General features: G+C 38.9%; 2 protein-coding genes. Both read right to left on the bottom strand.

Going from position 1 to position 6,294, the window contains the following annotated elements:
- Positions 1–238 precede the first annotated feature (238 nt).
- On the bottom strand, positions 239–3,700 hold the full coding sequence (locus ACT9TX_RS18135) for a G8 domain-containing protein (protein WP_481340480.1): 3,462 nt from the start codon (positions 3,698–3,700) through the stop codon (positions 239–241).
- Between the two features lie 529 nt (positions 3,701–4,229).
- Positions 4,230–6,294, bottom strand: a 2,065-nt coding sequence (locus tag ACT9TX_RS18130; RefSeq protein WP_481340478.1) for a beta strand repeat-containing protein, incomplete at its 5' end; no start/stop codon positions are given.

The following is a 6,294-nucleotide window of genomic DNA, read 5'->3' as shown; positions in this document are numbered from 1 at the left end:
TTTCGAAGGATTATTGTTACAAGCAACCACATATAACAACAATAAACACGCAGATATTTTACTTAAAAATTGATTACGATATATCATTCTGAAAATTAAGACTACAAAATAGCTCTTTTGTTTAAAAAAAATTTGTGCAGGTAAATACCTGCACAAATTTATATATGAAAAACAAATGGACATTTACTTTCTACTCCATAAGATATGCTAACATAAAAAAACTTTCTTCGCATTCCTTTTAATTAGAAATACGCTTTAATAACTTTTCACCATTGATGACTACTGACAAAATATAAACACCTTTTGATAAATTATTAACTGGAATAATGCCATTATTTGTTCCTGTTATTACGTTTAATTTCCTGCCAAATAGAAGTCTTCCTGTAATATCGAAGAGTTGCAAATCGGCGATTCCTGTATTGGAACAATTTATAGCATATTTAATACTTTGGCTTAAAAAAGATGCTTGTAAAGTATTTGCGTGCGTTGGTGAGCTTTCTGCAATTCCTGCACTGATTGTACCGATTACGCTAGCTGGCAAAGCTGAAGGTGGTGGCGTACCTAGTACAATATGTAATAAACTTATGCGCCTCGCAGCTAAATTATTTAAGTCACTTTCACATGTTTTGATGATAATTGCTTTTACCTGATCTCGTTTCGTTGAGGCCAAATTTGTGAGTTTAAATTTTTGATAGCCATCGGCAAAAGCAAATGAACCCAATAATGTACGGCCATCGCTTTTGTCTTCAATATATACACTACTTGTAGTTGCGCCTGCTACGTTTATGGCAAGTGTATCTACATTTACCCAACTTTGCATGGCCATATCTAAGCGGTACTCAACACAGCCATCAATGTTATCACCATTGTTGGTTACGTCGTAATAATTAGACCCATTTAAAGTACTGGAATAGGTTGGGGTTGGCGAAAAATAAACAGTACCAGATACTTTTGATAAACTGCCTCTTGTATCCAATCTGCCATAATCTGCCACAACCAAATTGCTGTTATCACCATCTGCACAATTGCCATATAAGCAGAAAAAGACGCTCTCAATTAATTTATCGGAATTAAAATTTGAGCCAGGAGGTGCTTTAAATTTCAAATATGCCGTATTATTTTCCCAAGCCCATACGGTAGCATCGGTTGCATAAAGTGCCGCAGCATTCGCCACTTTGGTTATTGCCGTATAATTTGATCCGTTACCAGGGTCGGTTAAGTTCTGAGTACCGGTGTAAAGCTTAATTGTGCTAGGGCAATTGGGAAATTCAACAACTACGGTTTCGCCGGCACTCATACTATAAATATTATACCTTGTTCTAGTGGGTATTTGAAACTGCAGGTTGTACCTAACCGCCAACGTATCAATAAAGGTAGTTATTGGATAGCCTTCTATAGATTTCATGTCATCATACTGCCCTAACTCGTCTGACCTTATAAAACTTGCATTGGGCCTTTTTGGTATACTTGGATTGGCACCTGCCTCTGCTACAGTAAGATGATCGGAACCAGTGGCTTCTATGTACCCAAATTTTAATTTAGTTTTAGCACCATTACCTAAAGTCCGAACAGAGTTTGGCAGCATCAAATACGGGTGATTTCTGGTAATAGATGCTCCAGGTATACCAGCTAATTTGCCATCTAAATCTCTAACAGAAGCCAAAAAGAAAACTGGATCATCCTCTGGAAGATTACTAAAATTAAAAATTTTAAAATCCTGAACAGTTGTATTCTTAAATGTATGACCTGTAAATTTTTGGTTTGCACCCCATTGTATAAATATAGATTGATTATCAACTAAACTATCCCCAAAATGAGAATTGGTAGTAATTACAGGACCATCATAGATAATGTGGGCAGCAGTTTGAGGCCCACCTACTGGCGGATAATAATAATCTGTACTATAATTTTGAGATCCTACTACCCACAACATTCTATCGTAAAAAGTACGCCATGTAGCGGCATCACCTTCTCTATTATCTGCAAAAATAGTATTGCTAAAATATGACTCTTGATCATTACCTGGAAAAGTGCGAGCATATAAACCAAGTGCATTTTTATACATCAATAAGTTTTTAAATGTTGGCTGGCTATTGGATGGTACATTTACCCCTTGGTTCTCGTTGGGTGTTTGGGTTGCATCTTTGGGTACTATGCCCGCACCAATGATAATGCCGTGGCGGCTAGAATGTGCTACATTATTGTCAATAAAACCATCGGGTACAGCAAAATTTACTGGCTGATACGAGGCAACGTACCTTGACCCACTAGGGTTATTAAATGGCGAGTACCAAATACCAGATCCATCTGAACCAGCTGCATGGTTGCCGGTAACAGTATTACGGGGATTGGTTAGCCAAAAGGTTGATGGCCCACTATTGTTTCGAGCATCTGCTATATCAGAAGGCAATAAGGCATATTGTGGAAGAGGACGTCTTGTTAGCAACCCCAAATTGCCAGTCATGGTTACGTTCTCTTCATTGCCATCTTCAAAAAAATAGGCATGGCCCACATTATCGTATGCTACATTGTTAGTAACGCTCACATCGTTGGTGGCATGTACGGTTATTGCCCGGTTGTAAGTATGGTGTACGCTAGAGTTGGTAATGTACTGCCCTGCACCATAACCGTTGGTTATATTATGCCAATGAAACGGATATCTGCCCAAAATAGCCCTCTGCCCCATGCGAGTAAACTCTACATCAGATATATACGCTTGGCCTGTACCCATTATCATTACATGCCCACCAAATTTTGTAGTGGCAGAGCCTGCATCGCCCTGTATAGTAATGCTTTTGCTAAGCAGGCCAACTTCAGCACGTTCATCTACTTCCCAATTTATGGTTGCATCGGTTTTGTGTGTATAGTTTTGCAGTTTGCCAAAGTGACTATAAACAAGTGGTGTATTTAAGGTAAAAGTTTTATTATCTGCACTAACGGTGGTAATGGTGCGTTGCTCAGCTTGGTTCATATTAAAATCAGTAGAGGCAATAACAATCTCGCTGCCTACCTCCCACAATAGAGGTTCCATAAGGGTAATTTTTGTGTCACCAGCATCAGCCGTAACACCAAGTTGTGTCCAAGATTTTCTCACCTTGCCGTGCAACTGAATTTCACCATTGTTCATAGCACCTAATACTTTAGTGCCTAGGCTCATATTGTTTAACGCAGGATCGTTACCCGTTAAAGTAATGGTACCATTTTTTAAGTACGGGGCTGCGGTAGTACCCCATTGGAAATAGGCTTTATTGGTAAATCCAACATCGTTTGTTACAATAATATTATTGGCAGATATATCTATATTCTTACTAACATCAACAACTAACATACCCATTACTCTTATAGCTTGCACATCAACGGTGGGATCGTCTAACAAAATGGCAGCATTTGCAGGAATTACAACACTATCACCTGGAGCTGGTATTTGCCCGCCCATCCAGCTACTTGTCGCCGACCATTTATTTAAGTTGCTTGCTGCCGTGGCAGATACTGGTTTTGTAATAGCTGTGCCAGTATAGGGAAGTGCTTTTCTAATGGGGGCAGTGGGGGCAAAATTGGCTTGCATATTTGGTGCACAACCAATAATACTAGTAGTAGGCCTTTCGAACTCGGTGACTGGTTTTTCTGTAACTTCTAATTTTGAATAGGTTAGTACCAAGCCTAGTAGGCTCAGTACTGGAACTGCAAGATTTAATTTCATGGCAATTTTTTATGGTTAAAAATTCAATCGTGGCTTGAAAGTAAAAGCTTCATAATTGCTAACCATCCTGAACCATTCTGATTCAACTTCATTTAGCATGATATCTAGAATAAAAAATAAATCACTATATAAAAGGAGTCTAATATTAAATCAGTCTTACCAACTGCCAATAAACTTTCTGAACTTGCTACTAAAATTTGACGCGCAGTTTGACTTTTATTTTTCTGTAATGGTTGTAATTCCCAGCTTAATTGTGGGGTTAAATTATCAGTTACGGGGTTTATTTTATCTTAGTTCTAAGATATAGAGGGTCAACTTAAGAAAAGAGATATTTACCTTAAACTGCACTAAGCAGATTACCTATAAAAATCCTCCTTTCGTGGTAGCTACATTTTTATAGGTACAATCGTTTTTATTTTTGCAATCGGATGTTAAAGTCAATCCTTTATCACGTAAAAAATAAGACCAGTGAAAAAAAATTTTCACTGGTCTTTTGCATATAATTTATCTAAAAAAATTATAACACCATTTATTTAAAGAATTTTGCTGTAAGCGATTGACCATCTAAAACAACAGCACCTACATAAATGCCACTTTGTAATTCGTTGATGGCTATGTTACCATTATTAACGCCTACCTTAACATCAATTGCTTTGTTGTAAACATTACGACCAGCAATATCAAATAATTGCAAGGTGGCTTTAGAAGCAGTTGCAGAATTTATGGTATAATTTAAGTTATTACCAGAAACCATTACACTAAAAACTGTTTTTACTAAATTATCATTGTTAATTGCCACAGTTGAAGAAATAGTTGTTTTTCCGTCATTATCTACTTGGTTTAAACGATAATAATTGATTCCAGTAGCAGGTTGTAAATCTCTGTAAGTGTAGTTATTTGTTTGCGATGTGTTGCCCTTGCCAGCAACCGTACCAATCGTTTTAAAATCAATATTGTTGGTAGAACGAGTCACATCGAAAAGTTTGTTATTAACCTCTGATGAGGTTGCCCAATTTAATTGAACACCATTGCTGGTTTTATTGCCTGTAAACGATGATAGGTTTACTGGTAAAATACTTTGTGTTGTGCCTGGGGTAAAAGCAATGCCACGATAAATGTAGTTTGTACCAGATGTTGCAAGAGCAGTGTAAATTGGTACAATACTATTACCAGCACCACCATTATCTATAATACTTTGTAATGTATTGTTCGTTGTAGTTGACCCAGTAGTAATATATAATTGTGCTTTACCAGAGGCGTTAATATAACCAGTAATTGCAACTGCTTGCCCCGATGCAGCAGTAGTGGTGGCTGTTGCACCTGTGCCATCACCTGTAATAGTAATAGTAGGATTAGCTGTAGAATAACCACTGCCTGCATTAGTTACGGTAATTGCCGTAACCACACCACCGCTTACCGTGGCGGTAGCGGTAGCGGTAACTCCGCCTACTGTTGGTGGCGCACTTATAGTTACCGTTGCAGTTGTATATCCTGTACCACCAGCTGAAACAGTTATTGCGGGTATAACACCTGTACCTACAGCACCATTGTATACCCAAGCTGCCCCACTAGTTAGCGTTGTGGTGGCTGCAGCACCTGAACCCGGTCCAGAAAAGGCAACGGTGGGTGCTGTTGTATAGCCTGAACCACTAACAGTAGTGAAAAGACCTGTTAATGCGCCACTAGCAACAGTAGCAGTTGCTGCCAAACCACTACCCCCACCACCTGTAAAAGATACTGTGGGTGCAGTGGTATAGCCTGTACCATTTGCAGTCCTAGTTATTGCCGAAATATAATTAATTGGAGCCGCTGAATAGGTATATTTTCTGAGGTTTAAACCATCGGCTACATACAATACATCAGGTGTGCCATTACCATCTGTATCAAAAAACTGAAACCCATTGTTAGTGGCCGAAGAACCGGTGGGTAAGCCGGGTAGCAGCGTACCAGTAGCTGTAGAAGTAGGCAAGCCTGTACCCACTGTAAATAGCGAAGAAGCACTACTATTATACCCGCATGCATACAATTGATTATTGAAAATTCCAATAGATTTTCCAATACTTGAGGCTATTATAGAAGTTACAGCGGTAGTAGAACCATTGCCAAAAGGCACATACCTTATACCATTACTGCCAACCACCCAAAAATTACTACCATCTACAGTAGCTACTTGTCTGGTTCCATCGGTATTTGCAGGTATTTTTGTAGTATAATCTATCACCCCATCACTAGCTACACGGCCAATTACTTTAATGGCAGAAGCAGTAGCAGTAACACCAGAATTTACAGCACCAGCGTTCACATCATAGCCGACTAGTGATAAAAAATTGCCATTGGTAGACAGACTGAGCGATACGTCTTGGCTATTGCCTACGACCGAAAGCTGCGAACCCGAAGTGGTACTACCTAACGAAATGGTTTGCACTAATGTACCAGAGGGTGTGTATTCTAGCAAATCGACTGGTAGATAGTTGGTAGCACTAATAGCAGTACTGCCATTACCTACCCGCACAACCACAAGGTTACCTGGGGTGAATGCCTGTTGTGCGTTTGCAGTAAGAAAAATTGCAAGTAACATGCAAGTAAATAGTAAC

The organism is Parasediminibacterium sp. HNIBRBA5674 (genome assembly GCF_056745525.1).
This window is presented reverse-complemented; position numbering and strand designations above follow the sequence as displayed.

Coding starts and splice junctions, on each gene's coding strand:
- ACT9TX_RS18135 (WP_481340480.1), bottom strand. CDS start 3,700: ATGAAATTAAATCTTGCAGTTCCAGTACTGAGCCTACTAGGCTTGGTA.